This is a genomic window from Stutzerimonas frequens (genome assembly GCF_024448335.1).
Taxonomy (GTDB): Bacteria; Pseudomonadota; Gammaproteobacteria; order Pseudomonadales; family Pseudomonadaceae; genus Stutzerimonas; species Stutzerimonas frequens.
On the sequence record NZ_JAMOHM010000007.1, the window covers coordinates 85,029 to 108,583 of the forward strand.

21 protein-coding genes are annotated in these 23,555 nt (G+C 65.3%); 14 read left to right on the forward strand and 7 right to left on the reverse strand.

Annotated features, from left to right (window positions below; genetic code table 11):
* Positions 1-20 precede the first annotated feature (20 nt).
* The 5 genes from NAO55_RS11850 to gcvP all read left to right on the forward strand — a co-directional run bounded on the left by NAO55_RS11850 (position 21) and on the right by gcvP (position 7,429).
* Positions 21-1,022 (forward strand): extracellular solute-binding protein, encoded by a 1,002-nt coding sequence (locus NAO55_RS11850; protein WP_102838976.1) that lies wholly within the window; start codon positions 21-23, stop codon positions 1,020-1,022.
* Positions 1,023-1,140: 118 nt separating this feature from the next.
* Entirely contained in the window at positions 1,141-2,757 is a 1,617-nt protein-coding gene (locus tag NAO55_RS11855; protein WP_102838975.1) for an ABC transporter permease, read from the forward strand.
* Positions 2,758-2,968: 211 nt separating this feature from the next.
* Positions 2,969-4,051 (forward strand): glycine cleavage system aminomethyltransferase GcvT, encoded by a 1,083-nt coding sequence (gene gcvT, locus NAO55_RS11860; RefSeq protein WP_102838974.1) that lies wholly within the window; start codon positions 2,969-2,971, stop codon positions 4,049-4,051.
* Between the two features lie 52 nt (positions 4,052-4,103).
* Positions 4,104-4,493, forward strand: coding sequence for a glycine cleavage system protein GcvH (gene gcvH / locus NAO55_RS11865; protein ID WP_013984409.1), 390 nt, complete (start codon positions 4,104-4,106; stop codon positions 4,491-4,493).
* Between the two features lie 59 nt (positions 4,494-4,552).
* Positions 4,553-7,429 carry an aminomethyl-transferring glycine dehydrogenase gene (gcvP, locus tag NAO55_RS11870; protein ID WP_102838973.1) on the forward strand — a complete coding sequence of 959 codons (2,877 nt, stop codon included), beginning with the start codon at positions 4,553-4,555 and terminating at the stop codon, positions 7,427-7,429.
* Between the two features lie 182 nt (positions 7,430-7,611).
* Here gcvP and yihA read toward each other — a convergent pair whose 3' ends face one another.
* Positions 7,612-8,265 (reverse strand): ribosome biogenesis GTP-binding protein YihA/YsxC, encoded by a 654-nt coding sequence (gene yihA, locus NAO55_RS11875; protein ID WP_102838972.1) that lies wholly within the window; start codon positions 8,263-8,265, stop codon positions 7,612-7,614.
* Positions 8,266-8,535: 270 nt separating this feature from the next.
* On the opposite strand from yihA, the gene NAO55_RS11880 reads away from it, so the two are divergent.
* From NAO55_RS11880 to NAO55_RS11900, 5 genes are all read left to right on the forward strand, one after another.
* A complete protein-coding gene (locus NAO55_RS11880) occupies positions 8,536-9,168 on the forward strand; it encodes a c-type cytochrome (RefSeq protein ID WP_063541113.1) in 633 nt (210 codons plus the stop codon).
* 182 nt (positions 9,169-9,350) lie between these two features.
* Positions 9,351-9,980 (forward strand): thiol:disulfide interchange protein DsbA/DsbL, encoded by a 630-nt coding sequence (locus tag NAO55_RS11885; protein ID WP_063541114.1) that lies wholly within the window; start codon positions 9,351-9,353, stop codon positions 9,978-9,980.
* A 6-nt stretch (positions 9,981-9,986) separates the two neighbouring features.
* Entirely contained in the window at positions 9,987-10,856 is an 870-nt protein-coding gene (locus NAO55_RS11890) for an endonuclease/exonuclease/phosphatase family protein (protein WP_102838971.1), read from the forward strand.
* Positions 10,853-12,700 (forward strand): diguanylate cyclase, encoded by a 1,848-nt coding sequence (locus tag NAO55_RS11895; protein ID WP_102838970.1) that lies wholly within the window; start codon positions 10,853-10,855, stop codon positions 12,698-12,700. The genes NAO55_RS11890 and NAO55_RS11895 overlap by 4 nt, the downstream gene beginning before the upstream one ends.
* Positions 12,701-12,828: 128 nt before the next feature.
* Entirely contained in the window at positions 12,829-13,617 is a 789-nt protein-coding gene (locus NAO55_RS11900) for an N-acetylmuramoyl-L-alanine amidase (protein ID WP_102838969.1), read from the forward strand.
* Positions 13,618-13,777: 160 nt separating this feature from the next.
* On the opposite strand, the gene NAO55_RS11905 is transcribed toward NAO55_RS11900, so the two are convergent.
* The 3 genes from NAO55_RS11905 to algB are packed head-to-tail and all read right to left on the reverse strand — an operon-like array spanning position 13,778 to position 17,336.
* Positions 13,778-14,182 carry a DUF1330 domain-containing protein gene (locus tag NAO55_RS11905; RefSeq protein ID WP_102838968.1) on the reverse strand — a complete coding sequence of 135 codons (405 nt, stop codon included), beginning with the start codon at positions 14,180-14,182 and terminating at the stop codon, positions 13,778-13,780.
* A gap of 23 nt (positions 14,183-14,205) precedes the next feature.
* Positions 14,206-15,993, reverse strand: coding sequence for a KinB sensor domain-containing domain (locus NAO55_RS11910; RefSeq protein ID WP_102838967.1), 1,788 nt, complete (start codon positions 15,991-15,993; stop codon positions 14,206-14,208).
* Positions 15,990-17,336 (reverse strand): sigma-54-dependent response regulator transcription factor AlgB, encoded by a 1,347-nt coding sequence (gene algB, locus NAO55_RS11915; protein WP_102838966.1) that lies wholly within the window; start codon positions 17,334-17,336, stop codon positions 15,990-15,992. The genes NAO55_RS11910 and algB overlap by 4 nt, the downstream gene beginning before the upstream one ends.
* A 310-nt stretch (positions 17,337-17,646) precedes the next feature.
* Here algB and NAO55_RS11920 point away from each other — a divergent pair, with 310 nt between their 5' ends.
* The 4 genes from NAO55_RS11920 to NAO55_RS11935 all read left to right on the forward strand — a co-directional run bounded on the left by NAO55_RS11920 (position 17,647) and on the right by NAO55_RS11935 (position 20,423).
* Positions 17,647-18,078: a ferritin-like domain-containing protein gene (locus NAO55_RS11920; protein ID WP_102838965.1), complete on the forward strand. Its 432-nt coding sequence runs from the start codon at positions 17,647-17,649 to the stop codon at positions 18,076-18,078.
* 187 nt (positions 18,079-18,265) lie between these two features.
* Positions 18,266-18,502, forward strand: coding sequence for a hypothetical protein (locus NAO55_RS11925; protein ID WP_063541122.1), 237 nt, complete (start codon positions 18,266-18,268; stop codon positions 18,500-18,502).
* A 109-nt stretch (positions 18,503-18,611) separates the two neighbouring features.
* A complete protein-coding gene (locus tag NAO55_RS11930; protein WP_003282841.1) occupies positions 18,612-18,782 on the forward strand; it encodes a DUF1328 domain-containing protein in 171 nt (56 codons plus the stop codon).
* Positions 18,783-19,193: 411 nt separating this feature from the next.
* Positions 19,194-20,423 carry a nucleoside recognition domain-containing protein gene (locus NAO55_RS11935; RefSeq protein WP_102839660.1) on the forward strand — a complete coding sequence of 410 codons (1,230 nt, stop codon included), beginning with the start codon at positions 19,194-19,196 and terminating at the stop codon, positions 20,421-20,423.
* A gap of 88 nt (positions 20,424-20,511) precedes the next feature.
* Here the strand turns inward: NAO55_RS11935 and NAO55_RS11940 are convergent, their stop codons facing one another.
* From NAO55_RS11940 to NAO55_RS11950, 3 genes are read right to left on the reverse strand one after another with little or no spacing between them, the layout of a single operon-like run.
* Positions 20,512-21,534, reverse strand: a complete 1,023-nt coding sequence (locus NAO55_RS11940) for an AbrB family transcriptional regulator (protein WP_102838964.1) — start codon at positions 21,532-21,534, stop codon at positions 20,512-20,514.
* Between the two features lies 1 nt (position 21,535).
* Positions 21,536-23,050, reverse strand: a complete 1,515-nt coding sequence (locus NAO55_RS11945; RefSeq protein ID WP_102838963.1) for a tripartite tricarboxylate transporter permease — start codon at positions 23,048-23,050, stop codon at positions 21,536-21,538.
* 1 nt (position 23,051) lies between these two features.
* Positions 23,052-23,495, reverse strand: coding sequence for a tripartite tricarboxylate transporter TctB family protein (locus NAO55_RS11950; RefSeq protein ID WP_102838962.1), 444 nt, complete (start codon positions 23,493-23,495; stop codon positions 23,052-23,054).
* Positions 23,496-23,555: the final 60 nt, after the last annotated feature.

Here is a 23,555-nt window from a genome sequence, read left to right on the forward strand (position 1 = left end):
ACTCACCAAGAGGCTGTTTCATGCAGGCAAGCAAAGGTTTACTCGCCGCCCTGGCGCTTACGGCGCTGTCGGGCGCTGTCCAGGCTGCCGACGAAGTGGTGGTTTACTCCTCGCGCATCGACGAGCTGATCAAGCCGGTGTTCGACGCATACACCGAGAAGACCGGTGTCGCTATCAAGTTCATCACCGACAAGGAAGCTCCGCTGATGGCCCGCATCAAGGCCGAAGGCGAGAACACTCCTGCTGACCTGCTGCTGACCGTCGATGGTGGCAACCTCTGGCAAGCCGAAGAAATGGGCCTGCTGCAGCCGCTCGACTCCAAAGTGGTGAAGGACAACATCCCCGCTCAGTACCGCTCCTCCAGCGACGCCTGGACTGGCCTGTCGCTGCGCGCGCGGACCATCGTCTACTCCCCGGAACGGGTCAAGGATGGCGAGCTGACCACCTATGAAGCGCTGGCCGACAAGAAGTGGGACGGCCGTCTGTGCCTGCGTACCAGCAAGAAGGTCTACAACCAGTCGCTGACCGCCACCATGATCGAGACCCATGGTGCCGAGAAGACCGAAGAGATCATCAAGGGCTGGGTCAGCAACCTCGCCACCGATGTCTTCGCCGACGATACCGCGCTGGTCCAGGCGGTTGATGCCGGGCAGTGTGACGTCGGCATCGTCAATACCTACTACTTCGGCCGTCTGCATGCGCAGAATCCGCAGCTCAAGGCCAAACTGTTCTGGCCGAACCAGGAAGATCGCGGCGTGCACGTCAATCTGTCGGGCATCGGCCTGACCAAGCACGCACCGAATCCGGACGCCGCGCGCAAGCTGGTGGAGTGGATGACTGGCGCCGAGGCACAGAGCATCTTCGCCGACATCAATATGGAGTATCCGGCCAACCCGAACGTCAAGCCGTCTGCCGAAGTGGCCGCATGGGGCGAGTTCAAGGCCGACACCATCCCGGTGGAAGTGGCTGGCAAGCGCCAGGCCGAAGCCATCAAGCTGATGGATCGCGCCGGCTGGAACTGATCAGCCTTTCGCGCTTGCAGCGCTGACGTGCGGCTCCGGCCGCTATGTCAGCCGCTGCGGTTATACTCGGCGCCCCGGCCTGGTCCGGGGCGTCGTCTTTTTTGCTGTCGAGGCTTGAGTGTCCCATCCCGTCGAGCGCCGCTGGTATCCCATCACTTTCGCCATCGCCGCACTGGTGTTGCTGCCGTTGAGCATTCTGCTGTTCAGCTGGAGCAGCATCGATACCGAGATCTGGGCGCACCTGTGGGACACACAGATGCCGCGGTTGCTGGGCAACACCCTGACCCTGGTGCTTGGCGTCAGCGTTGGTGTGGTCGTGCTCGGCGTCAGCCTCGCCTGGCTCACGGCGCTCTGCGAGTTCCCCGGCCGCCGCTGGCTGGACTGGGCGCTTATGCTGCCGTTCGCGATTCCGGCCTACGTACTGGCGTTCGTCTTCATCGGCCTGCTGGATTTCGCCGGTCCGGTGCAAACCCTGGCACGCGAGTGGTTCGGCAGTGGTATCCGCTTTCCGCGAGTGCGCTCGACCGGTGGCGTCATCACGGTACTGGTGTTGGTGTTCTACCCCTATGTCTACCTGCTGGCGCGTTCGGCCTTTCTCGCCCAGGGCAAGGGGCTGATGGAAGCGGCACGGGTGCTCGGCCAGTCGCCCTGGCAGGCTTTCTGGCGCGTGGCGCTGCCGATGGCGCGGCCGGCCATCGGCGCCGGGCTGGCGCTGGCGATGATGGAGACGCTGGCCGATTTCGGTGCGGTATCGGTGTTCAACTTCGATACCTTCACCACCGCCATCTACAAGACCTGGTACGGTTTCTTCAGCCTGACCAGCGCCACGCAGCTGGCCAGCCTGCTGTTGCTGGCGGTGATGCTGGTGCTCTACGGCGAGCGTCGTGCCCGCGGTGCGGCGCGCCCGGCCAACGAGCGTGCGCGCTCGGCGGCACTTTATCGGCTGACCGGAATGAAGGCCTTTGCCGCCAGCGCCTGGTGCGGCCTGGTGTTTCTCTGCGCGTTCGTCATACCCGTGCTGCAACTGCTCGTATGGCTCTGGCAGCGCGGCCGCTTCGACCTCGACGAGCGCTATGCCGGGCTGATCCTGCATACGCTGTACCTGGGCGGCATCGCTGCGCTGATCACCGTTACCGCGGCGTTACTGCTGGCCTTCGCCCGGAGGCAGGCTCCGGTGCGCTCGGTCCGCAGTGCGGTGAGCCTGGCCAACCTGGGTTATGCGCTGCCCGGCTCGGTGCTGGCGGTGTCGATCATGCTGGCGTTCAGTTATCTCGACCGGCACATGGTGATTCCGCTGTCTAGCTGGCTGGGCGGGGCGGGCAAACCGATCCTGCTCGGCAGCCTCGGCGCCTTGCTGCTGGCCTATCTGATCCGCTTCATGGCAGTCGCCTTCGGCCCGCTGGAGAATGCCCTGGCACGGATTCGCCCTTCGTTGCCGCAGGCGTCGCGTAGCCTAGGCGTCGGCGGCCCGGCGCTGTTCATGCGCGTCTATCTGCCACTACTGCTGCCGGGTACCCTGAGCGCAGCGCTGCTGGTGTTCGTCGACGTGCTCAAGGAGATGCCGGCAACCCTGCTGATGCGTCCGTTCGGCTGGGACACCCTGGCGGTACGCATTTTCGAGATGACCAGCGAGGGTGAATGGGCACGTGCTTCGCTGCCGGCGCTGACCCTGGTGTTGGTGGGCTTGCTGCCGGTGGTGCTGCTGATTCGGCGCTCGGCGAGACGTCCAGGCTGATCGTGCGACCTAGGCGCACGGTGCTGAACGGCGCGGCCGCGCTGCTGCGGGCCGCGGGTCGACCTCCAGTCTCCTGGCGCCTGAAGCGCAGTGACCTACCGTCACCTTGGGGCTACAATGCGCGCCATTCGAAAGTCGCCGAGCCTCGCGGGGCCCGGTTTTACTGACTTTTCCAATGCCGATTCGGCGACCTGCCCGGAAGGAGAAACCCATGGGTCAGCGCACTCCCCTCTACGATCAGCACCTTGCGCTCGGCGCCAAGATGGTCGATTTCGGTGGCTGGGACATGCCACTGCATTACGGCTCACAGGTGGAAGAACACCATCAGGTGCGACGCGATTGCGGGGTCTTCGATGTCTCGCACATGACCGTGGTGGATGTCGCCGGCGAGCAGGCCACCGCCTATCTGCAGCGCTTGCTGGCCAACGACGTGGCACGCCTGAAGAGTGCCGGTCGCGCCCTTTATAGCGCCATGCTCAATGAGCGTGGCGGGGTGATCGATGACCTGATCGGCTACCTGACGGACTGGGGCTACCGCCTGGTGGTCAACGCCAGCACCCGCGACAAGGACCTGGCGTGGATGCAGACCCAGATGGCGGGCTTCGCCGTCGAGGTCAACGAACGCCCGCAGCTGGCCATGCTGGCCATCCAGGGCCCGCACGCCCGCGCACGCACGGCCGAGCTGGTCAGCCAGGCGCGCGCCACCTTGATTCACGAACTCAAGCCATTCCAGGGCCTGGCCGAAGGCGACTGGTTCATCGGTCGTACCGGCTACACCGGCGAAGATGGTCTGGAGATCATCCTGCCGGCCGAGCAGGCACCGGATTTTCTCAGCGAGCTGGTCGGCGCTGGCATCCCGCCCATCGGCCTCGGCGCACGTGACACCCTGCGTCTGGAGGCCGGGCTGAACCTGTACGGGCAGGACATGACCGAGGAGGTTTCGCCGCTGGCCGCCAACATGGGCTGGACCGTGGCCTGGGAGCCGGCCGAGCGCGACTTCGTCGGCCGTGCCGCGCTGGAGCAGCAGCGCGCCCAAGGCGATCTGCCCAAGCTGGTCGGCCTGGTGCTGGAAGAGCGCGGCGTGCTGCGTGCCCATCAGGTGGTGCGGGTGACCGGTGTCGGCGACGGCGAGATCACCAGCGGCAGTTTTTCTCCTACGCTTGGCAAATCCATCGCCCTGGCTCGCGTGCCGGCCGGCACCGCCGAGCGTGCGGAAGTGGAGATTCGTGGCAAGTGGTATCCGGTGCGGGTCGTACAGCCGACATTCGTGCGGCACGGCAAGGTACTGGTGTAAATTCGACCGACTGTTTTGCGCGACTGCTGTCATCAGCCTTGAGGACCCAACAATGAGCAATATCCCCAGCGATCTGCGTTACGCCGCCAGCCACGAGTGGGCTCGTCTCGAAGCGGACGGCAGCGTCACCGTCGGCATCTCCGATCATGCCCAGGAAGCGCTGGGGGATGTGGTCTACGTCGAGCTGCCCGAGGTCGGGCGCCAGCTCAATGCCGGTCAGGAAGCCGGCGTGGTCGAGTCGGTGAAGGCCGCCTCCGACATCTATGCCCCCGTTTCCGGTGAGGTGATCGCCATCAACGAGGCGCTGGCCGATTCGCCCGAGCAGGTCAACAGCGACCCCTACGGCAGCTGGTTCTTCCGTCTGCAGCCGAGCGACAAGGCGGAGCTGGACAAGCTGCTCGACGCAGCCGGCTACCAGGCCGCCTGCGACGCCGACGCCTAAGCATCATCCGCAAAAGCCCCGCTCTGTCGGGGCTTTTGTTTTTTTCGAGAGTAGCGACCATGCCGTATATGCCGAGCCTTTCCCAACTCCAGCAAACCGATGCCTTTCTGCGCCGTCACCTCGGCCCGGATCAGGGCGAACAGCAGGCCATGCTCGACGCGCTGGGGCTGGCCAACCACGAGCAGCTGATCGAGCAGACCGTGCCGCCGGCAATCCGCCTGCAGGACGAGCTGAATCTGCCGCCCGCGCTGGATGAACAGGCGGCGCTGGCCAAGCTCAAGGGCTATGCCGAGCAGAACCAGCTCTGGACCAGCCTGATCGGCATGGGCTACCACGGCACCATCACCCCGCCGGTGATCCTGCGCAACGTGCTGGAGAATCCGGGCTGGTACACCGCTTACACGCCCTATCAGCCGGAGATCGCCCAGGGGCGGCTGGAAGCGCTGCTGAACTACCAGCAGATGATCATCGACCTCACCGGCCTCGATCTGGCCAACGCCTCGCTGCTCGATGAGGCGACCGCAGCAGCCGAGGCCATGACCCTGGCCCGGCGCATGGCCAAGAGCAAGAGCAACCGCTTCTTCATCGACGAGAATTGCCATCCGCAGACGCTTTCGGTGGTGCAGACCCGCGCCGAAGCGTTCGGCTTCGAACTGGTGGTCGGCACGCTGGATGAGCTGGCCGGACACGAGGTGTTCGGCGCGCTGCTGCAGTACCCGGATACCCACGGCGAGATTCGTGACCTGCGTCCGGCCATCGAGCAGCTGCACGCGCAGCAGGCGCTGGCCTGCGTGGCGGCCGACCTGCTCAGCCTGCTGTTGCTGACCCCGCCGGGCGAACTGGGTGCCGACGTGGTGCTCGGCTCGACTCAGCGCTTCGGTGTGCCGATGGGCTACGGCGGCCCCCATGCGGCCTATTTCGCCAGCCGCGACGAGTTCAAGCGCGGCATGCCGGGCCGCATCATCGGCGTGTCCAAGGACGCCCGCGGCAACACCGCGCTGCGCATGGCGCTGCAGACCCGCGAGCAGCATATTCGTCGCGAGAAGGCCAACTCCAACATCTGCACCGCACAGGTGCTGCTGGCCAACATCGCTGGCTTCTATGCCGTCTATCACGGCCCGCAGGGCCTCAAGCGCATCGCCCAACGCGTGCATCGACTGACTGCAATCCTTGCCGCCGGCCTCGAGCAGAAAGGCATCGTTCGCCTCAACCAGCATTTCTTCGACACCCTGACCCTCGAGGTCGGTGGTGCGCAGACCGCCATCATCGAAAGCGCCGAGGCGGCGCAGATCAACCTGCGCATCCTTGGCCGCGGCCGGCTGGGCGTGAGCCTCGACGAGACCTGCGACGAGCGCACCGTCGAGCAGCTGCTGGCGATCTTCCTCGGTGCCGATCACGGTCTCGATGTCGCCGCGCTGGATGCCGGTGAGCTGGCCGCGGGCATTCCCGCAGGGCTGCAGCGCGAGAGCGGCTACCTCGAGCATCCGGTGTTCAACTCGCACCACAGCGAGACCGAGATGCTGCGCTACCTCAAGCAGCTGGAAAACAAGGATCTGGCGCTGAACCAGGCGATGATCCCGCTCGGTTCCTGCACCATGAAACTCAACGCCACCAGCGAAATGATCCCGATCACCTGGGCCGAGTTCGCCAACCTGCATCCGTTCGTCCCGCGCGGTCAGGCTCAGGGCTACAGGCTGATGATCGACGAGCTGGAAGCCTGGCTCTGCGCGATCACCGGTTTCGATGCGATCAGCATGCAGCCCAACTCCGGTGCCCAGGGCGAATATGCCGGCCTCGTTGCGATCCGCAAGTACCACGAGAGCCGCGGCGAAGGGCAGCGCGACATCTGCCTGATCCCGTCCTCGGCACATGGCACCAACCCGGCGTCGGCGCAGATGGTCAGCATGCGTGTGGTCATCGTCGAGTGCGACAAGGGCGGCAACGTCGATCTCGAGGACCTCAAGCGCAAGGCCGCCGAAGCCGGCGACCGGCTGTCCTGCCTGATGATCACCTATCCGTCGACCCACGGCGTCTACGAGGAGAACGTGCGCGAGATCTGCGCCGCGATCCACGCCCACGGCGGCCAGGTCTACATGGATGGCGCCAACCTCAACGCCCAGGTCGGTCTGGCGCGGCCGGCGGACATCGGTGCCGACGTCTCGCACATGAACCTGCACAAGACCTTCTGCATCCCCCATGGTGGCGGCGGCCCGGGCATGGGCCCGATCGGCGTCAAGGCCCACCTGGCACCATTCGTGGCCAATCACCCGGTGGTCGAGCTGGAAGGACCGCAACCGGGCAACGGTGCGGTGAGCGCGGCGCCCTGGGGTAGCGCGAGCATCCTGCCGATCAGCTGGATGTACATCGCGATGATGGGCCCGCAGCTGCGCGACGCGACCGAAGTGGCAATCCTCGGTGCGAACTATCTGGCCAACCGCCTCGGCGGCGCCTTCCCGGTGCTCTACAGCGGCCGCAACGGCCGTGTCGCCCACGAGTGCATTCTCGATCTGCGCCCGCTCAAGGCCGCCAGCGGCATCAGCGAGGAGGACGTCGCCAAGCGCCTGATGGACTACGGCTTCCACGCGCCGACCATGTCCTTTCCGGTGCCCGGCACGCTGATGATCGAGCCCACCGAGAGCGAGTCGAAGGCCGAACTGGATCGCTTCGTCGAGGCGATGCTGAGCATCCGCGCGGAGATCGCCAAAGTGCAGGACGGTGAGTGGCCGGCGGACAACAACCCGCTGGTACGCGCGCCGCATACCCTGGCTGACGTGATCGGCGAGTGGGATCGGCCGTACAGCATCGCCGAGGCGGTGACGCCGAGCGCCCATGCGCGCGCGCACAAGTACTGGCCGGCGGTGAACCGCGTGGACAACGTCTACGGCGATCGCAACCTGTTCTGTGCCTGCGTGCCGGTGGATGCCTACCGCGACTGAGTTGCGCTGAGGGCCGGGTGGGCGTCGATTCTCGGCGCCTTTCCGGCTTCTGCGAGGTGATTGGTAGGGTGAAATTCGGGCGATTTTAGCGATTGGTGCCGACTTCGTAGGGTGGATGTCGCTTCTTACATCCACCGGAGCTCCGGCCGAGGGTTGCAGGAATCGGCAACGCCTGACCCAATCTATGCCTCTGGCTCGTGCTCGTCTTCGGCTGCCTCGTCCAGCATTCCCAGCCAGTTCGCCAGCACCAGCTGCGCTTCCTCGACCCCCTGCCGCTTCGGTGCCGAGAACAACTGGACGCTGACGTCGGCGCCCCAGCCCTTGTGAATGTCGCGCTGGATGGCCAGCAACGCGTTCTTCGCCGCGCCGAAGGCCAGCTTGTCGGACTTGGTCAGCAGGATGTGCAAGGGCATCTGGCTGGCGCTCGCCCAGTCCAGCATCATGCGGTCGAACTCGGTCAGGGGATGGCGGATGTCCATCATCAGGAACACCCCGGCCAGGCTTTCGCGGCTACCCAGGTAGGCTTCGAGGTGGCGCTGCCAGTGCTGCTTGAGCGGGATTGGTACCTTGGCGTAGCCATAACCGGGCAGGTCGACCAGGCGGCGCTCGTCATCGAGGCGGAAGAAGTTGAGCAGTTGAGTGCGCCCGGGCGTCTTCGAGGTCCGGGCCAGGTTGGCGTGGGTGAGGGTGTTCAGCGCACTGGACTTGCCCGCATTGGATCGACCGGCGAAGGCCACTTCCAGACCCTCGTCGGCCGGGCACTGATCGACCTTGGCGGCGCTGATCATGAAGGAGGCCTGTTGGCAAAGGCCGAGAATCGGGTTTTTCGGTAGCATGGTCGTTCCGGTGAGTGCGCGCGGGGTGCGGCAATGGTTCGTTTCCGTTTCAGGAACGGAAGTATATAATGCCGCAGTTTTTATGTGCGCTTTGGCCTGATGTCAGGCTCCGGATGGCGTTCGGCCGGTATCAGGCACAACGTGCGTCTGCGGGCCGCCGCCGGAGACGAAAGTCCTGCGTGCCACTATAACGAGCGTCGTCCCGGTTTTGATGCCGTGCGCGACCCGATGAATTCCCTTTCAAACCCTTAGCCGTAGTTGGATTAGCTGATGAACAAAATACTCGTGAGTCTGCTGTTGACCCTTGGCATCACCGGTATGGCCCACGCGGCTGGAAACGCCGAGGCTGGTCAGGGCAAAGTTGCAGTGTGTGGCGCCTGCCACGGTGTCGACGGCAACAGCCCGGCGCCGAACTTCCCGAAACTCGCCGGCCAGGGCGAGCGCTACCTGCTCAAGCAGCTGCATGACATCAAGGCTGGCAGCACCCCGGGCGCCGAGGAAGGCGTCGGTCGCAAGGTGCCCGAAATGACCGGCATGCTCGACCCGTTGAGCGATCAGGATCTTGAAGACATCGCCGCCTACTTCGCCAGCCAGAAGGGCAGCGTCGGTTATGCCGATCCGGCTCTGGCCAAGCAGGGCGAGAAGCTGTTCCGTGGGGGCAAGCTGGATCAGGGCATGCCGGCCTGTACCGGTTGCCATGCGCCGAATGGCGTCGGTAACGACCTTGCCGGTTTCCCCAAGCTGGGTGGCCAGCACGCTGCCTACACTGCCAAGCAGTTGACCGACTTCCGCGAAGGCAACCGTACCAACGACGGCGACACCATGATCATGCGTGGCATCGCCGCCAAACTGAGCAACAAGGACATCGAAGCGCTGTCCAGCTACATCCAGGGCCTGCACTGATAGCCGTTGCAGCCTGAGCAGAAGGGCGTCCGGGCCACCAGCCCCGACGCCCTTCTGCGTTTTCGGGGCCTGCTTCATTGTCTGTATCACGTGCTTGCACAGTCGGATGAAAAACGCTGGCGAGTCCCGGCGTTTTGCTGCAGCCTGTTGCGCCATTGGTCCATCGTTAACAGGAGTATTCCATGCGTAATTTCCTACTCACTGCCGTTCTCGCCGCCGCCAGCCTGTTCGGTCTGGCAGCCCAGGCAGCGGAGTTCCAGGCCGGCAAGGAGTATGTCGAGCTGAGCAGCCCGGTGCCGGTTGCAGAGCCGAGCAAGATCGAGGTGGTCGAGCTGTTCTGGTATGGCTGCCCGCACTGCTATCAGTTCGAGCCGACCGTCAAACCATGGGCCGAGCAGCTGCCGGATGACGTCGATTTCAAACGCATCCCGGCGATGTTCGGCGGTATCTGGAACGCCCACGGACAGCTGTTCATCACGTTGGAATCCATGGGCGTCGAGCCCGAGATTCATGATGCGGTGTTCGCCGCCTATCATCAGGACCGCAAGAAGCTCGCGACCCCCGAAGAGATGGCCGAATTCCTCGCCGGCCACGGCATCGACAAGCAGGCCTTCCTCAAGGCTTACAACTCTTTTGGCGTGCGCAGCCGCGTGGAGCAGGCCAAAAAGCTTGGTATGGCTTACCAGATCACCGGCGTACCGGTGATGATCGTGAACGGCAAGTATCGTTTCGATCTCGGTTCTGCCGGCGGCCCGGAACGCACGCTGCAGGTGGCCGACTTCCTCATCGAAAAAGAACGCGCAGCGCGTTAGCCGAACGTGCTGCGCCGCTGGAGCGCTCCGCGCCACGCCGGCCCCGGCAAGGCTCGGGTCAATCCCCACTGTCTGGCCAGCAGCGGCCTGCCGGCGGACGGGCGGCTGCGGCTGCTCAGTTTCAACATCCAGGTCGGCATCAGCACCGAGCGCTACCACCACTACCTGACGCGCAGCTGGCAGCATCTGCTGCCGCATCCCGGACGCGCCGGAAACCTGCAGCGCATCGGCGAACTGCTCGGCAACTACGATCTGGTGGCCTTGCAGGAAGCCGATGGCGGCAGTTTGCGCTCCGGTTATGTCAATCAGGTCGAGCATCTCGCCCAGCTGGGCGCGTTTCCCTACTGGTACCAGCAGCTCAACCGGAACCTCGGGCGCTTCGCCCAGCACAGCAACGGTGTCTTGAGCCGGCTCGAGCCGCAGAGGCTGGAAGACCATCCACTGCCGGGACCATCCGGACGGGGCGCCATCCTGCTGCGCTTCGGCGAAGGGGCGGACGCGCTGGTGGTGGTCATGATGCACCTGGCGCTCGGTGGCGGGGCACGGGCGCGCCAGCTGGCCTACATCCGCGAGCTGATCGGCGGCTACCGCCATCAGGTACTGATGGGTGACATGAATACCCACGCCAACGACCTGCTGGAGAACTCCCCACTGCGCGACCTCGGCCTGCTCGCACCGCAGGTCGAGGCGACCTTTCCTAGCTGGCGGCCGCAACGCTGCCTCGATCACATCCTGTTGAGTCCGAGCCTGGCGCTTGAGCGCGTCGACGTGCTGCCGTTGCCGATCTCCGATCATCTGCCGGTCGCCGTGGAAATCAGGTTGCCCGACGCGTTCAAGGACGATTCCATGCCGGTTCAGGTACAAGAAAGCAAATGAGCGACGAAGCCGAACGCTGGAAAGAAAAGTATCTGCAGCTGGTCGAGCGCCAGGACCGGCTGGAGGCCCGCTGGGAGCAGCGGGTGGACTTGCTGCGCCGCAGTCTGGTGCGCAGCAGCCTGGCGGTGGAGGGGGCCGATCCAGCCGTCGAGCGCTGCCTGCAGCAGATGCGCGAGATTCTGCGCGACGGCGATCTGGACGATGGCCTCGGGCAGCTGGTTCCGCGCTTGGAAAAAGCCGTGCTGGACTCCGAGCGGCATCGTCAGGAGCGCGCCGTGCAGCTGACCGAAGCGCTGCATCGGCTGGTTGCTCAATTGCTGGGGATGACCTTGCCGGCCGAATTGCGCAAGCCGCTCAAGCGTTTTGCCAAGGAGTTGGATCAGCGCGCGACCCGGCTACGCGAACTGCCGGTACTGCTCAGTGAACTCAGTGTGCTGCAGGGCCAGGTTCTGGACCTGCAAGGACTGGGCACGCCGCAGCAAAGCGGGTTTTTGAAGCGCCTGTTCGGCAATCGGGACAGTCAATCGGTGGCGGTCCCGCTCGAGGCGGCGATTCCAGCGGCGGAGGAGGTCGAGACCGAGGCGGTTGCCGGCAGCGCGATGGCCGGTGCGTCCGCTACGGCCGAGGCGGCCGTGACGCCAGCCTTGCCTGAGCCGGCGAGCGACGAGCAGCAAGCGCTAGAGCCCGCCGCAACAGCGGCTGAGCCCAAAGTAGCCGCACCGGTGGCGGATGCCGAGCAGGCGCCAGTGGCCGAGCCGCAGGCGGCCGCCTACGCCCTGCCTGACTCACCGGAGCCCGCCTACAGCGTGGTTGCCGAACGCGTCGAGGCGACGCTCGCCAGCCTGCTCGACAGCCTCCATCTGCCCGAGCAGCACCAGCCGCGGCTGCAGCTGTTGCGCGCCCGCATTCAGCATGGCTTGAACTTGTACGAGCTGGTGCCGGTGCTGGACGACCTGGCGATGCTGATGATTGCCTTCAGCGATCAGGGGCAGCGGGATTTCGAGACCTACCTGCAGACGCTCAACGAGCGGCTCACCGCAATGCAGGAAAACCTGCTCGCCGCGCACCAGGGCCATACCGAGGGCCGCGACGCCGCACAGACGCTCGATGCCGAATTACGCGAGCAGGTCGGCGGACTGCAGGACAGCATGCGCCAGGCCACCGATCTGTCGAGCCTGAAAAAGGTGGTCGAGGCGCGCCTGGATGGTCTGCTGACCACGGTGGATACCTACCGGCAGAAGCGTAGCGAGCAGGAGCAGAAGCTTGGCGAGCGGCTGCAGCAGTTAGTCAGCCGGGTCGGCAGCCTCGAACAGGCCGCGCGGGGGTTGCGCGGCCATCTCGAGGAGCAACGGCAGAAGGCTCTGCAGGATCCACTGACCGGGCTGCCCAACCGTGCCGCCTGGACCGAGCGCCTGGATCTGGAATTCGCCCGCTGGCAGCGCTATGGCGGCGACCTGTTACTGGCCGTGCTGGATGTCGATCACTTCAAGCGGGTCAATGATGGATACGGTCATCTGGCCGGCGACCGGGTGCTCAAGATCATTGGCTCGGAGCTGCAGAAGCGGCTGCGCAAGACCGACTTCATCGCCCGCTTCGGCGGCGAGGAGTTCGTCGTGCTGCTGCCCAACACGCCCCAGGAAGCGGGGCGGCAGTTGCTGGAAACGCTGCGCGAATCCATTGGCAGCTGTCCGTTTCACTTCAAGGGTGAGCGCATCGTGATCACGCTGTCGGCAGGCCTGACCGTCTTTAGCGATGGCGACACCACAGAGCGTGCCTTCGAGCGCGCCGACAGCGCGCTGTACCGCGCCAAGGAGGCCGGCCGCAATCGGGTCGAACCGGCCTGACCGGCTGACGCCGCGAGCCTGCGATCGCCCGGGTATAATCCGACCGCGCTGCCAAGCGCTGCCATGCCGGCGCGCCTGCCGGTCATGCCGATCTGCGTCATTTCGCCGTCGACACAGAGGTCATCCCGATGAAAGCCTTCACCGCCACCCTGTTGCTCCTGCTGCTTGCCGGCTGCGCCAGCGGCCCGCGCATCGATACCCGCTACAGCTCGATCGGTCACGACAGCCGCGCGCAGTTCATCGTGCTGCACTACACCTCTGCCGACCTGCCGCGTTCGCTCACGCTGCTCAGTGGTCGTGACGTCAGCAGCCACTACCTGATCGGCGAGGCACCGGCGACTATCTATCGTCTGGTGGATGAAAACCGGCGCGCCTGGCATGCCGGCGAAAGCGAGTGGAACGGGCGCACCTGGCTCAATTCCAGCTCGATCGGCATCGAGCTGGTCAATCGTGGCTATGTCGAAAGCGCGGACGGACGGCGACTCTGGTACCCGTACTCGGACGAACAGATCGACGCACTGGTGGCGCTGCTCAAGGACATCATGGCGCGCCATGATCTCAAACCGGGCTCCATCATCGGCCACAGCGATATTGCGCCGCAGCGCAAAGTCGATCCGGGGCCGCTGTTTCCGTGGAAACGCCTCGCCGACGAGGGGCTGCTGCCCTGGCCTGAGGCGGACGCGGTGGCGGCGGAGCGGGCGAACTATGCGCTCAGCGGCGTGCCGTCGGTCGCCTGGTTTCAGGAGGCATTGGCGGTTCAGGGCTACCGCGTGCCGCGGCATGGGCAGCTGGATGACGAGACGCGTAACGTGATCGCCGCATTCCAGATGAAGTATCGACCGGCCCGTTTCGACGGCGAGCCGGATGCCGAAACCGCAGCGATGCTGAAGGTACTCACTGCCCAGGCGGGCCGCTGACATAGCGGTCGGTGCGGTGCGTTGGTTGAAGCAAGTCCGGATGCACAGGGCTACGAGACAAGGCGCTGCGACGAGTCATGCGGGCCATGGCAAGAAGCAGCGACGCAGTATCGGGGCCATGAGCGCCGAAATTGGCCAACTGAACTTACCCAACAGGCCACTAGTAGCGGGTCGTACCGATCAGCCGCGAGTCGGCCAGCGCCGCGCTGCGATGCTCGGTGGCAGCCTGGTACTCGTGATCGCTGATCATCGCCAGAAAGGCTTCCTTGGACGGGTAGCTGACCAGCAGCAGGTCATCCCACTGTTCCTCCGCTGGCGCGATCAGTGCGGCATGCGCCCTGGCGCGGACCTCCACCGCACCGCCGCAGGCCTGCACCTTGGCCAGCGCCACACGGCTGTAGCGGGCATAGGCTTCGCGGCCGCTGCAGGGGCTGTGCTGGCTGCCCGCTGGGTATGTCGCCTGAGCGTTGTAGCGCAGCAGGTTGAGCATCAGGATCGGCACGCCCGCTGGCATCGCCGCCACGTAGGCGGCGAGCTGTTCGGGGCTGGGATTCACGCTTGGCATGGCAGGTCCTCGTGGTGGCGCCGTCAGATCGGCAGCGCGACGTAGAAGATGGTGCCGTGCCCGATCCGCGAATGCACGCCGATGCGCCCACCATGCAGCTGGGCGATTTCCTTGCATAAGGCAAGCCCCAGTCCGGCGCCGCCGCGACGACGACCGATCTGCACGAAGGGTTCGAAGATGCGCGCCTGCTGGCTGTAGGGGATGCCTTCGCCGTTGTCCTCGACGCTGAGAATCATCCGCTCGCCATGATGGCGGGCCAGCAGCCGTACCTCGCCGCCTTTCGGCGTATGCCGCAATGCGTTACTCAGCAGGTTGTCCATCACCCGCTCGATCTGCTGACGGTCTAGCATCAGGGTCGGCAGCGGCTGCTGTAGCTCCAGCTGGAGCTGCACCTCCTGCTCGGCTGCGGCGACCTCGAAGCGCTGGCGTGCGGTTTCCAGCAGCTCCGGGATTTCACACGGCTCCAGCTCCAGCTTCTGCTGGCCGCTCTGGTAGCGGGAGAAGTTGAGCAGGTCGTTGATCAGCCGGACCAGCCGTTGCATTTCCTCGTGCACGGTGTCGAACAGGTCCGATTCGCGACTGCCAGCCGGGTAGCGCAGGCGTTCACGCAGCAGGCTGAAGGCCATCTGCATGCCGGTTACCGGCGTGCGCAGCTCATGTGAGGCGCGCAGCACGAACTCGTTGCGCACCCGCTCGAAGGTGCGCTGGTCGGTGACGTCGTGCAGCACCATGACCGCGCCGCTGATGCTGCCGTCGTGGTGGCTTACCGGGCTGATGCGCCAGGCCAGCAGGCGTCGCTCGCCGTCGGCCTCGATTACCAGGTCCTCGGGTGGGTCGGACAGCGGTTTGTCGTCCAGTACCTGGCGCGCCGCAATGTCCAGCGCCGGGCAGCCGAGCGCCTCGCCCAAGGACAAACCGAGGTGCTCGTTCTCCCAGGCCAGTTGCCGTTGCGCTACCGGGTTGGCGTGCTCCAGACGTCCCTCGCGGTCGATGATCAGCAGACCATCGTCGATGCTGTCGAGCAGCGCCTGCAGACGCTGCTGCCCGTTGACCAGTGCCTCCACGTTGGTCTGCTTGAACTGGTGCAGTGCCTGCGCCATCAGGCCGAAGCGGCGACTCAGCGAGGACAGTTCGGCGATCGGCGGGGTGGGCAGGGCGATATTGAAATCGCCGCGTCCGATCTGGTCGGCCGCCGCGGAAAGGCGTTCGATCGGCTCACCGAAGCGACGGGCGAAACTGTGCGCGGTGATGAAACCGATCAGCAGCACCGCAATGGCGGTCAAGCCGAGCAGGCCGGCGAGCAGCGCAGCACGGTCGCGGCTACGCAGCTCGGTGTCGCGAATCCGGTCGTACGCGATGCGCTGCATGTCGGTCATCAGGCCGCGCAACTGGTTGAAGGACTGGCTCAGCGGGTTGTCTTCGAGCAGGGTCAGATCCTGCCGGCCGGGCAGATCGACCTGTTGCAGAAAACTGGCGTAGGCGCTGGCGATTGCCTGGAACGCCTGCCGGTCGGCATCGTCGCGAGCTTCGGCGATACCGCGCTCTAGCGTTTGCTGGAAGGTCTGGCGTAACGGCTCCAGCGCCTGGCTGTTGTTCTCGTCGGTGAGCAGGACGACCAGATGGTTGCCCAGAACCTGGCGCAGCTGCTGGTTGATTTCGATGATGCCGAAATTGTTGCGGATGAGATGTTCCTGACTTTTCGCCATCTGCATCACGCTGACCAGCGCCAGCAACAGCCCGAGCAGGGCCACCGTCATCAGGGCCGAGAACCCGAGGAAGAGTCGGGTCCGCAGCTTCATCTGCAGTTTCATAGGCCGTACTGCTTGCGTTTTCTGTACAGCGTCGACGCGTCGATGCCGAGGATGCGCGCGGCCTGCTCGAGGGTATCACTGGTGCTCAGCACGCCGGCGATATGGGCCTTTTCCAGGGCTTCCAGGCTCAGTGGCTCACCGATGCGCGGGGCGTTGCTGGCAACCTGCTCGCCGAGGCCCAGGTGGCTGACCTCGATCATCTGCTGCGGACAGATGATGCTGGCGCGTTCCACCACGTTGCGCAGTTCCCGCACGTTGCCCGGCCAGCGGTAGGTCTTCAGCGCGGCAATCGCGGCATCGCTGAAGCCGCGGGCCGGGCGCCCGTAGTTCTTGACGAAGGAAGCAAGGAAGCGTTCGGCCAGGGCCAGCACGTCTTCCGGACGCTCACGCATGGGGGGCAGGTTGAGGGTGATGACGTTGAGGCGGTAGAGCAGGTCCTCGCGGAACTTGCCCTCGCGCACCATCTCCTCGAGGTTCAGATTGGTGGCGGCGAGGATGCGCACATCGGCGCGGCGGGTCACCGGGTCGCCGACGCGCTCGTACTCCTTGTCCTGAATGAAGCGCAGCAGCTTGGGCTGCAGCGCCAGCGGGAAGTCGCCGATCTCGTCGAGGAACAGCGTGCCGCCATCGGCCTGGTTGACCCGGCCCAGGGTGCTTTCGGTGGCCCCGGTGAACGCGCCGCGGTTGTGGCCGAACAGCTCGCTTTCCATCAGGTCCGCCGACAGCGAGGGGCAGTTGATGGTGACGAAGGCCTTCTTCGAGCGCCGGCTCCAGGTGTGGATGGCACGCGCCAGCTCGCCCTTGCCGGTGCCGGACTCGCCGAGGATGAGGATATTGGCGTCGGTGTCGGCGACCTGGCGTGCGGTTTCCAGCACCGCCATCATCGCCGGGCTGTGCGAGCCGAGCGCATCGCTGCGCTGTTTCATCTCGCCTTCCAGGGCCTCCAGGCGCGCCGCCATCTGCCGGACTTCCAACTGCTTGGCTGCGGACAGGCGCAGCTGCTCGGGGCTGCACGGCTTGAGCAGGTAGTCCGCGGCGCCGGCCTGCATGGCGTCGACCGCGGTGTCCACGGCCGAATGAGCGGTAACGATCACGACCCGCATCCAGGGCGCGAGCATACGCATCTGCTGCAGCACATCGAGGCCGTTGTCCTCGCCCAGGCGCAGGTCCAGAAAACAGAGATCGAATACCTGGCGCTGCAGGATGGCTTCTGCCTGCGCGGCGCTGGCGGCGGTCATTACGGTATAACCGCGATCCTCCAGACAGTAACGGAAGGTACGCAGGATCGCCGCTTCGTCATCCACCAGAAGGATGCGCCCGCCGTTGTCCGTCGTTTGGTCCATGGATGCTCCCAGTCAGATGGTGAATCAGTCGCTTGAAAAGAAAATAAATTATGGCGTGCGGCGCCTGGCAGGGGCGCCGTTGCGTTGTTGGCGAGTGCTTAGTCTATGAAATGTCTTGCAAGTTGCACGGTGACGATGAGCTGTTCCTGCATGCTGCATTCCGGACCCGGCGCGGCGGCCATGCAAGTCGCTGATTTTGCTCGGTCGGAACTCGCAGACCGGCTGGCACGGGGCTTGCGACCAGGGTAAGAGAACGCGCCGCGGCCCGCCGAGTGGGCGTGGCGCCGTCTTCACTCATCCAGGAGGCGTCATGAACCATTCCATGAATCAGCTCAACGAACTCATCGAGATCACCCGCGACGGCCAGCGTTTCTACCAGCATGCCGCCGAAGAAGCAAAGGACGTGGAACTGCAGCATCTGTTCCGCGACCTGGCGCAGGCCAAGACACAGGTGATCCAGGCGCTGTCGGTGAAGGTCGCTGCCAATCATGAACAGCCATCTCAGGGCGGGACGCTCACCGGGCGCATGCGCGAGCTGTACACCGACGCACGCTCGCGAGTCGGCGACCATGATCGCGCCTACATCGACCAGCTCGAGCAGAGCGAAGCACACCTGCTGCGTGCCTTCGAGGATGCCGTCGCGGATGCGGAACCGGACGTGAAGGCCTTGCTGGCCATCGAGCTGCCGAAGTTGCGCGCCTGCCACGAGCGCATTCGCCAGCTTAAAGCCACTCGCCACTGATGGTCGTGCAAAACGCCCGGCATACCTGGGCGGCTCGTGCAAATTAAGTTGCGTTCTTCTTTCTTTGCTTGTGTAACTTGTTGATTTTAAAGGAATTAAAAGAGTTTTCTCGGGATGGCACGCAGCCTGCAATGACTTGATCAACGCAACATCATGTTCGCCACGCTTTGCTTAGAAGGAGTTGAGGATGAATCGCCAAGCTAGCCTTTCTTTAGCCTGCAAGGGTTTCCTCTCTGCTGCAGTCGTCATGCTCATCATGGGTGCCGAGCGGCCGATGTCGCAACCGCTCGGTCAGACGCAGCAGGCCTCCGTGGAACGAATCCGGATGTATGACGCTCAACCTATTGAGCTCACGCGGACCAGCCAGGAACGGCAGACCATCGTTTACCGCCAGGCGCCTGCCGAACAGCGCTGGGTGTTCTGAGCAAGGAAGAAGGACGTGCGAGCGAACCGGCAGGGATGCGTAACCACATCGACGCCGATCGGCTGATCCGATCCGCTGAGTATCGTTCCTGAAACAGAGGAGTTACACCATGCTGAGTTGGGCCATTACCTTCCTGATCATCGCCATCATCGCTGCGGTACTGGGCTTCGGTGGCATCGCCGGCACCGCTACCGGTATCGCCAAGATCCTGTTTGTGGTGTTCCTGGTGCTCTTCGTGGCATCGCTGATCTTCGGCCGCGGGCGTGGACCGCGCGTTTGATGCAATCGATGGCCGCCCGCAAGGGCGGCTGGTTCAGGAGTGTCAGCGGCATGGGATGCCAAATTTGCCGGGTCATGTTCGGCTTTCGAAGGTGATCCAGAGCGCGCGTCGGGTGTAACGACTCTGCGCGCTCGACCCCTCAGCGGGGGGAACCAGGGGGTCGGGTTGTTCTGCCTTGGCGGAGCGACCTAGGGGTACAGGGAGTACCTCCGTTATCGGACCGGGTTCTGTCAGGCTGCAGCCAGGGTGGACCATTACTGCCCTGGCCTGCAGCTCACAACGCTCCGCTTCGCAGCCGCGCGGCTGCACCTCCTTTCCAAGCGTCTCTTTCTTCCCTTTGCCTGCCGACTGCGGATGACCCCTGCGCGCCTGCACCGCTATCATCGCCGCCAGCTTCGATGGGAGAACGACATGCTCAACGGCCTCTGGCTGGGCTTTTTTCTGATTGCCACCGTGGCGGCCATGGGGCGCTGGCTGCTTGGCGGCGATCCGACCGTATTCGCCGCTCTGGTGGAAAGCCTGTTCGCCATGGCCAAGCTGGCCGTGGAAGTGATGATCGTCCTGTTCGGCACCCTGACGCTCTGGCTCGGCTTCCTGCGCATTGCGGAGAAGGCCGGGCTGATCGAGCTGCTGGCGCGTCTGCTCGGCCCGCTGTTTCGCCGGCTGATGCCGGAGGTGCCGGCCGGCCACCCGGCGCTGGGTCTGATCACTCTGAATTTCGCCGCCAACGGGCTGGGCCTGGACAATGCCGCCACGCCGATTGGCCTCAAGGCCATGCGCGCGCTGCAGGAACTCAATCCGCTGCCGAATGTGGCGAGCAATGCGCAGATTCTCTTTCTGGTGCTCAACACCTCTTCGCTGACGCTGCTGCCGGTGTCCATCTTCATGTACCGCGTGCAGCAGGGCGCGGACGACCCGACGCTGGTGTTCCTGCCGATCCTGCTGGCCACCAGCGCTTCGTCGCTGGCCGGCTTGCTGGCAGTGGCGCTGGTGCAGCGGCTGCGCCTGTGGGACCCGGTGGTGCTGGCCTATTTCATTCCCGGTGCGCTGCTGCTCGGCGGCTTCATGGCGCTGCTGGCCGGATTGTCGGCCACCGCCCTGGCCTCGCTGTCCTCGCTGCTGGGCAATCTCACGCTGTTTGGGCTGATCATCGCCTTCCTGCTGGTGGGTGCACTGCGCAAGGTGCCGGTCTACGAAGCCTTCGTCGAAGGTGCGAAGGAGGGCTTCGACGTGGCGAAGAGCCTCTTGCCCTACCTGGTGGCAATGCTGTGTGCCATCGGTGCGCTGCGCGCGTCCGGGGCGCTGGACCTCGGCCTGGAGGGCATACGCTGGCTGGTCGAGGCGCTGGGCTGGGACACGCGCTTCGTCGACGCCCTGCCGACGGCACTGGTCAAGCCGTTCTCCGGCAGTGCGGCACGGGCGATGCTGATCGAGACCATGCAGAGTCATGGTGTCGACAGCTTCCCGGCGCTGGTGGCGGCGACGGTGCAGGGCAGCACCGAGACGACCTTCTATGTGCTGGCGGTGTATTTCGGTGCCGTCGGCATCCAGCGGGCGCGGCATGCGGTGGGTTGTGCGCTGGTGGCGGATTTCGCCGGAATCGTGGCGGCGATCGGGGTGTGTTACTGGTTCTTCGGCTGAACCGGGGCGGCCTTGTGCGTCGCGCCGGTCGCCATGCAGACGGCCGTACCAGCCAGCGCCGCAAAAAAAGAACCCGCCTGACGGCGGGCTAAAGCGTGGCTCGTTGCCAGAGCCGAAACACCGGCTCGGCGAGAAACATCACCAGAAACAACCTGAGCACCTGCACGGCCGTCACCAGCGCCACCGACAGCTGCAGCGCCTCGGCGGTCAGGCACAGCTCGGTGATGCCGCCGGGCATCATCCCCAGCATCAGCGAGGTTTCGTCCAGTGCCGTCAGCCAACCCAGCCCGGCTGCCAGCGCGGCGGCGACCAGCATCGCCGAGAGGGTGAACAGCAGTACCCGCAGCAGAAAGGCCGGTGCGCTGCGAAAGAAGGCCCGGTCGAAGTGACAGGCCAGCGACGAGCCGATCAGCCACTGGCCGACCTGGCCGAGCCCGTCCGGCAAGCCGATGTGCAGATCGAACCCGGCGCTGGCCAGCGCGCAGACGGTCAGCGGGCCGAGCATCCAGGGATTGGGCTGGCCGAGCCGGCGCCAGAGCAGGGCCAGCAGACCGCCGGCCGGTAGCAGCACGGCCAGCCAGAAGCCGTCGACCGGTAGCGGTGCCGGTGCCTGGATCGGCGGCAGGCTCCAGGTGAAGAACGCGGGGATCAGCAGCACCACCAGCAGCATGCGCAGGCTGTGCGCGGCGGCGACGCGGCCGGGGTGGGCGGCGTGGCGGCTGGCCAGGTTGACCATCTCGCTGGCGCCGCCCGGCATGCTGGCGAAGTAGGCGGTGGCCCGATCGCAGCCGCCGCGCGAGAGGATGGCCATGCCGATCAGGCTCAACGCCAGAGTGCCGAGCGCGCCGGCGAGGATCACGCCAAAGTGCACCAGCACCTCGCGCATCACCTCGCCGGTGAAGTGCAGGCCGATGGCGCTGGCGACGATCCACTGCCCGGCCTGCCGGCCGCGCGGCATCTCACTCACCAGCCAGCCGCTGCAGCGCACCGCGATCACCGCCAGCAGTGAGCCGACCATCCACGGCAGTGGCCAGTTGGCCAGACTCGCCAGCCAGCCGCCGACCGCGCCGATCAGTGGTGTCGCCCACCAGGCCGGCAGCCGCTGGCGCATGTCAGGCCTGTGCCTCGACCACGTTGCCGCGACGGCGCTTGAGGTACCAGCGCAGCCCCGGCATGGCCAGCATCGCCACGGTCAGCGCCCACAGCGCCAGGGTGATCGGGCTGCCCCAGAGGATGCCCAGCTCACCGTTGGAGATCGACAGTGCGCGGCGCAGGTTGTCTTCCATCATCTCGCCGAGCACGAAGCCGAGGATCAGCGCCGACAGCGGGAAGTCCAGCTTGCGCAGCAGATAACCGAACACGCCGAGGCCGACCATCAGCACCAGGTCGAAGGTGGTGCTGTGCACCGAATACACACCGACCATGCTGATCACGGTGATCGCCGGCACCAGCACCCAGTTCGGCACCGCGAGCATGCGCGAGAACAGGCCGACCAGCGGGATGTTCATCACCAGCAGGATCACGTTGCCGATGAACAGCGAGGCGATCAGACCCCAGACCACGTCCGGCTGCTGTTCGAACAGCAGCGGGCCGGGGGTGATGTTGTACAGCGTCAGCGCGCCGATCATCACCGCCGTGGTGCCCGAACCCGGTACGCCGAGGGTCAGCATGGGAATCAGCGAGCCACAGGCCGAAGCGTTGTTGGCCGCTTCCGGCGCCGCCAGACCGCGCAGGTCGCCATCGCCGAAGCGGCCCTTGTCGCCGGCCATGCGCTTCTCGCTCATATAGGTCATGGCACTGGCGATGGTCGCCCCGGCGCCCGGCAGGGTGCCGATGACGAAGCCAGCCACGGCGCTGCGCATCATGGTGAAAAAGGTCAGGCAGAACTCCTTGAAGTTGAACAGCAGCCGGCCGCTGGCCTTCACCGCCTGCTGCCCACTGTGGGTTTTCTCCAGCATCAGGAGGATCTCGCTGACGCTGAAGAAGCCGATCACCACGATGACGAACTGGATGCCATCGGACAGGCTGACGCTGCCGAAGGTGAAGCGGTAGACGCCGGTGGTCGAGTCGACACCGACGGTGGCCAGGCCCAGCCCCATCAGCGCGGCCATCAGCGTCTTCACCGGCTTGTCGCCGACCATGCCGCCGAGGCAGGCGATGGCGAAGATCATCAGCACGAAGTATTCCGCCGGGCCGAATGCCACTGCCCACTTGGCCAGCAGCGGGGCGAACAGCACCACCCCGCAGGTGGCGATGGTGCTGCCGATAAAGGAGCTGACCGCGGACAGCGACAGCGCGATTCCAGCCTTGCCCTGGCGCGCCAGCGGGTAGCCGTCGAGGGTGGTCATCACCGCGGCGGCATCACCCGGCACGTTGAGCAGGATCGCCGAGATGCGGCCACCGTATTCGCAGCCCAGGTACACCGCGGCGAGCAGGATCAGCGCGGTCTCCGGCGGCAGGCCGAGGGCGAAGGCCAGCGGCAGCAGCAGCGCCACGCCGTTGATCGGGCCGAGGCCCGGCAAGAGGCCGACCACGGTGCCGACGAAGGCGCCGAACAGCGCCACCAGCAGGTTGGTCGGTCGCGTGGCGACATCGAAGCCCTGCATCAAGAAATTCAGTGTTTCCATTTCAGCTCTCCAGCAGACGCAGCAGGCCAAGCGGCAGCGGCACGTCCAGCAGGTAATCGAACAGCCCGTAGAGCAGCACGCCAAGCAGCGCACCGCTGATCACGCTGGGCCACATGCGACCGTTGAACAGCAGACCGAGGGCGAAACCGGCCAGGGCGGTGCTGATGACGAAACCCAGGGTTTCGAACAGCAGCGCGTAGGCCAGCAGGGCCAGCACGCACAGCACGGCGCGCTGCGCCTTGGGCCGATCGAACGCTGGCGTCGGCTCACCGTGCGGTTTGAACAGCAGCCACGCCGCACCACAGGCCATCAGCAACAGCAACAGCAGCGGGTAGGCGCGCGGCCCGACCGGGTCGTAGGCAAAGGGCGCCTCGAAGCCCCAGGCGAGCAGGGCGAGGCCGGCGCAGGCGAGCAGCCACGCCGCGGCGAAGACACGTACGTACATGACGGGATACCTCAGGGATTCGGCGACCCGGCAGCTGCCGGGTCGACCGTGCGGCCCGCG

Excerpts from the sequence above, each read along its gene's own strand:
- NAO55_RS11850 (WP_102838976.1), top strand. The coding sequence starts at position 21 with ATGCAGGCAAGCAAAGGTTTACTCGCCGCCCTGGCGCTTACGGCGCTG.
- gcvT (WP_102838974.1), top strand. The coding sequence starts at position 2,969 with ATGGGTCAGCGCACTCCCCTCTACGATCAGCACCTTGCGCTCGGCGCC.
- gcvH (WP_013984409.1), top strand. The coding sequence starts at position 4,104 with ATGAGCAATATCCCCAGCGATCTGCGTTACGCCGCCAGCCACGAGTGG.
- gcvP (WP_102838973.1), top strand. The coding sequence starts at position 4,553 with ATGCCGTATATGCCGAGCCTTTCCCAACTCCAGCAAACCGATGCCTTT.
- yihA (WP_102838972.1), bottom strand. The coding sequence starts at position 8,265 with ATGCTACCGAAAAACCCGATTCTCGGCCTTTGCCAACAGGCCTCCTTC.
- NAO55_RS11880 (WP_063541113.1), top strand. The coding sequence starts at position 8,536 with ATGAACAAAATACTCGTGAGTCTGCTGTTGACCCTTGGCATCACCGGT.
- NAO55_RS11885 (WP_063541114.1), top strand. The coding sequence starts at position 9,351 with ATGCGTAATTTCCTACTCACTGCCGTTCTCGCCGCCGCCAGCCTGTTC.
- NAO55_RS11895 (WP_102838970.1), top strand. The coding sequence starts at position 10,853 with ATGAGCGACGAAGCCGAACGCTGGAAAGAAAAGTATCTGCAGCTGGTC.
- NAO55_RS11900 (WP_102838969.1), top strand. The coding sequence starts at position 12,829 with ATGAAAGCCTTCACCGCCACCCTGTTGCTCCTGCTGCTTGCCGGCTGC.
- NAO55_RS11905 (WP_102838968.1), bottom strand. The coding sequence starts at position 14,182 with ATGCCAAGCGTGAATCCCAGCCCCGAACAGCTCGCCGCCTACGTGGCG.
- NAO55_RS11910 (WP_102838967.1), bottom strand. The coding sequence starts at position 15,993 with ATGAAACTGCAGATGAAGCTGCGGACCCGACTCTTCCTCGGGTTCTCG.
- algB (WP_102838966.1), bottom strand. The coding sequence starts at position 17,336 with ATGGACCAAACGACGGACAACGGCGGGCGCATCCTTCTGGTGGATGAC.
- NAO55_RS11920 (WP_102838965.1), top strand. The coding sequence starts at position 17,647 with ATGAACCATTCCATGAATCAGCTCAACGAACTCATCGAGATCACCCGC.
- NAO55_RS11925 (WP_063541122.1), top strand. The coding sequence starts at position 18,266 with ATGAATCGCCAAGCTAGCCTTTCTTTAGCCTGCAAGGGTTTCCTCTCT.
- NAO55_RS11930 (WP_003282841.1), top strand. The coding sequence starts at position 18,612 with ATGCTGAGTTGGGCCATTACCTTCCTGATCATCGCCATCATCGCTGCG.
- NAO55_RS11935 (WP_102839660.1), top strand. The coding sequence starts at position 19,194 with ATGCTCAACGGCCTCTGGCTGGGCTTTTTTCTGATTGCCACCGTGGCG.
- NAO55_RS11940 (WP_102838964.1), bottom strand. The coding sequence starts at position 21,534 with ATGCGCCAGCGGCTGCCGGCCTGGTGGGCGACACCACTGATCGGCGCG.
- NAO55_RS11945 (WP_102838963.1), bottom strand. The coding sequence starts at position 23,050 with ATGGAAACACTGAATTTCTTGATGCAGGGCTTCGATGTCGCCACGCGA.
- NAO55_RS11950 (WP_102838962.1), bottom strand. The coding sequence starts at position 23,495 with ATGTACGTACGTGTCTTCGCCGCGGCGTGGCTGCTCGCCTGCGCCGGC.